This is a genomic window from Prevotella conceptionensis 9403948 (genome assembly GCF_000312305.1).
In the GTDB taxonomy this organism is placed as follows: domain Bacteria; phylum Bacteroidota; class Bacteroidia; order Bacteroidales; family Bacteroidaceae; genus Prevotella; species Prevotella conceptionensis.
The window spans coordinates 36,657-40,700 of record NZ_HE999447.1 but is presented as its reverse complement, the minus strand read 5'-3'; the positions used below and the strand labels follow the sequence as shown (position 1 = coordinate 40,700).

At 43.2% G+C, this 4,044-nt stretch carries 2 protein-coding genes; one reads left to right on the top strand and one right to left on the bottom strand.

Features of this window, described 5'->3' with window-relative positions:
* Positions 1-330: 330 nt before the first annotated feature.
* Positions 331-2,106, top strand: coding sequence for a 30S ribosomal protein S1 (gene rpsA, locus BN93_RS08060; RefSeq protein ID WP_019187836.1), 1,776 nt, complete (start codon positions 331-333; stop codon positions 2,104-2,106).
* Positions 2,107-3,562: 1,456 nt separating this feature from the next.
* Here rpsA and BN93_RS08055 read toward each other — a convergent pair.
* A partial coding sequence (locus BN93_RS08055; RefSeq protein WP_044260205.1) for a tRNA threonylcarbamoyladenosine dehydratase occupies positions 3,563-4,044 on the bottom strand: 482 nt, incomplete at its 5' end.

The window sequence follows — 4,044 nt, the reverse complement described above, 5'->3', positions numbered from 1 at the left end:
CAGAATTGAGATTAATGTTATAAAGGTGAGATAAAGGTAAAGTCTGCCACAAATCAATCATATAATTAAGGAAAAGTCAGTTGCATCGCTCATTATTTGCATGATAGCATGAGGTAGTGGTAAACCGCCTGTTAACCAATGCTTTATAAAATCATAATGCCAATTATGATAAATAACAAGCAAATACAACTCCCCTAAGTGTTAAAAGTGTGCTAAAAAGCAAATGTATTATGTCTTTAATGCACGCTAATTGCTTGTATTTTAGTATCTTTGCAGCGTTTTTCAAACAACATAAAGTCTAACTTTATTAATTTACTTTATTTATTATTTATGTCTAATTTAAAAAATGTACAGCCGCTGAGCGATTTCAACTGGCAAGAGTTTGAGAACGGCAGCCCTGTAGAAGTAAGCAAGGATGCTCTTGAAAAGGCTTACGATGAAACCCTTAACAAGGTTTCTGAGCATCAAGTTGTTGATGGTACGGTTATCTCCATCGACAAGAAGGAAGTTATTGTTAACATCGGTTACAAGAGCGACGGTGTTATCCCTGCTTCCGAATTCAGATACAATCCCGACCTAAAAGTTGGCGACACTGTTGAAGTTTACATCGAAAATCAGGAAGACAAAAAGGGTCAACTGATTCTTTCGCACAAGAAGGCACGTCTTAGCAAAAGCTGGGAGCGTGTTAATGCCGCTCTTGAAAACGAAGAAGTTATTCAAGGTTACATTAAATGCCGCACCAAAGGTGGCATGATTGTAGACGTCTTCGGCATCGAAGCCTTCCTCCCCGGAAGTCAAATCGACGTACATCCTATCAGGGACTACGACGTATTTGTTGGCAAAACCATGGAATTTAAGGTGGTTAAAATCAACCAAGAGTTCCGCAACGTGGTTGTTTCGCACAAGGCTCTTATCGAAGAAGAACTTGAAGCACAGAAGAAAGAAATCATTTCCAAGCTTGAAAAAGGACAAATCCTTGAAGGTACGGTTAAGAACATCACCACCTACGGCGTATTCGTTGACCTCGGTGGCGTTGACGGACTTATCCATATTACCGACCTTTCTTGGGGCCGCGTAAGCGATCCGCACGAAGTGGTTAGCTTGGATCAGAAGATAAACGTGGTTATTCTCGACTTCGACGACGAGAAACGCCGCATTGCATTGGGCCTCAAGCAACTCACTCCCCATCCTTGGGATGCTCTCGACCAAAGCCTCAATGTGGGCGACCACGTTAAGGGTAAGGTTGTTGTCATCGCCGATTACGGAGCATTCGTTGAAATTGCACCTGGTGTAGAAGGTTTGATTCACGTTTCAGAAATGTCGTGGAGCCAGCACCTAAGAAGTGCACAAGACTTCATGCACGTTGGCGACGAGGTTGAGGCAGTTATCCTTACACTCGACAGAGACGAACGTAAGATGTCGCTTGGCATCAAGCAGTTGAAGGACGACCCATGGGAAACCATCGAGGTTAAATATCCCGTTGGCAGCAAGCACATCGCTAAAGTTAGAAACTTCACCAACTTCGGTATCTTCGTTGAACTTGAAGAAGGCGTAGACGGACTTATCCACATCAGCGACCTTTCGTGGACGAAGAAGGTGAAACACCCCTCTGAATTCACACAAGTAGGTGCTGAAATTGAGGTTGTTGTACTCGAAATAGATAAGGAAAACAGACGTTTAAGTTTGGGTCACAAGCAACTCGAAGAGAATCCCTGGGACACTTACGAAACGCTTTACACCCCTGGCAGCGTTCATCGCGGAAAGATTTCTGAAATGATGGACAAGGGTGCTGTTATCACGCTTAACGAAGGCGGCGAGGGTTTTGCAACGCCTAAGCATCTTGTTAAGGAAGATGGCACACAGGCTCAACTGGGCGAAGAACTCGACTTTAAGGTTATCGAGTTTGTAAAAGACACCAAGCGTATCATTCTGTCGCACAGCCGCACCTTCGAAGAAGGAAAAGACGATGTGAAACCCGCAAGAAAACAACACGCTGCTAAGAAGTCTGAGTCTTCTGTTCAAATCAACAATGTTGCCGCAGGTACTACCCTTGGCGACATCGACGTATTGGCAGACTTGAAGGCTAAGCTTGAAAAAGGAAAATAAATTCTCATGCCCATTAGGGCTAATTCCTCCTAATAAATTGAATGCGCACCTTGGACCTGTTCCAAGTGTGCGCATTTTTTGTTTACCCTTAAGCCACTCGCCATCAACAGGTCAACTTCCTGGCAAGGATTTCAGCATCGTAAGCGGCATTCTCACTCACCAATCGCCCACCCCTACGCAAACAATCAATTCGCAGGCGAGTTGTTTTTGTGGTGCAAAATGAACTCACGACGACCCAACAACTCCCGAATACATGAACTCACCAACTTACAAACTCAAGAAAACATCAACTTATAAGCTCAAAATCTCATCAACTTACCAACTCATTAATTCACCAACTCAAAAAGATTAAATTATTGTTTTTATTTGACAACATCACTCTAATTTTCACTCCGTTCTAGCGAGAATATTGGCTAAAAAGTAGGTAAAATGCCACTATTTCAGTCCTTTCACATCCCTTGCTTTGTCTATTTCTAAGAAAAAGAGCTGCATTTTGCACCATTTAGCCTTTCTAGTTTGGTTGCCAACTCCTAATTTTTCAAGCCCGTTTTTTCACTTTTTCCCCCTAAAACCCTACTTTTTGATGGATGTTTTGTCCTTTTGAGCCATGTTTCTAGCGGTTCGAAAGGGGTTTATTTATACCATTGCAGTGTATTTTTATGCTTTTCGTTTCACGTTTAGCCGCATTTTGCATTGCATTTTGCACCATTTTGCTTTGCATTTTGCACCAAAACGCACCGCATTTAGCATCAAAACGCAGTGCGTTTTGCACCAAAATGCACAGCATTTAGCAGCATATTGCACCTCATTTCGCTAAAAAGGGCTCGAAATATGGTGCAATCGCCAGTTCGTTGTAATAAATATTCATTCTTCAACATCCGAGAACTAGCCCCCTTTTGTACCAAAACAAACCTTCGCGAGAATCGATTTTTTGCGACAAGGTGGGCGATTGGTGAACAGTAAGGGCACTCATAATGTTAAATTTCTTACTAAAAACTAGACAAAAGAGATTGTGCTATATACACGTGCATGGACTACGGCGACGGAAAGCACGTAGGCTTACTACCGTCAGTGCGAGCGGTTGTAGGATATGCTGCTCACTGCCACAGAAACAGCATTATGCAAACATTGCCATACCATTGCATAAGCAAGCAGGGCATTGCCCATTTAGTTTAAAGGAAAAATTTTGCTACAATCCCTCAAATACTCAGAAACACAACGCTGATGAGCCTTTTGTAAACTCGAAACTCCACCTTTTTTAACCCCAATCGGTCGTTAAGCCTATACAAATTTTGTTTGGTTGTTGAGCATATTGTCTGTCTTATTCTTGAAGGCGTAGCGTGCTACGTCAAGAGAAATAAGACAGACAAAATGCCGACAAGCAAGCGAAAGATGAACAAGAAGAGATAGAAACAACCTAAAACATTTGACAAGCGGTCTGATGAGCGATTGGGGTTTAAACAGGATTCCCCCACCCTATTATGTCTTTAACCACTTCGCCGCCTACAACAATACCAGCTGCGGCAGGCACAAAGGCATTGCTGGCAGGCACATGTTTCTTTCCTTTGGGCTTGTGCGCGCCTTCATTATCGGCCAAATTCTCATTAGTGGTAGCATTATCTGCACATTCCGAGTTATTCTGCCCCATAGGTTTAAGCGGTTGTTCTTCGCTAAACACCACCTTAACCCCAGCAATGCCCAGCGCCCTTAACTTCTTTCTCATCACCTTGGCCAAGGGGTCCATTGTTGTTTTCGATATGTCGGCCACCCTAAATGCCGTTGCATCCATCTTGTTTGCAGCCCCCATGCTCGATATGATGGGTCTGCCAAACAGCTTGCAACGTCTTATCAGTTCAATCTTTGCCGTGATGGTGTCAATGCAATCCACCACATAATCGTATTGTTTCAGGTCTACCTCGTCCGCATTTTCCGGCAAAT

Coding starts and splice junctions, on each gene's coding strand:
- rpsA (WP_019187836.1), top strand. CDS start 331: ATGTCTAATTTAAAAAATGTACAGCCGCTGAGCGATTTCAACTGGCAA.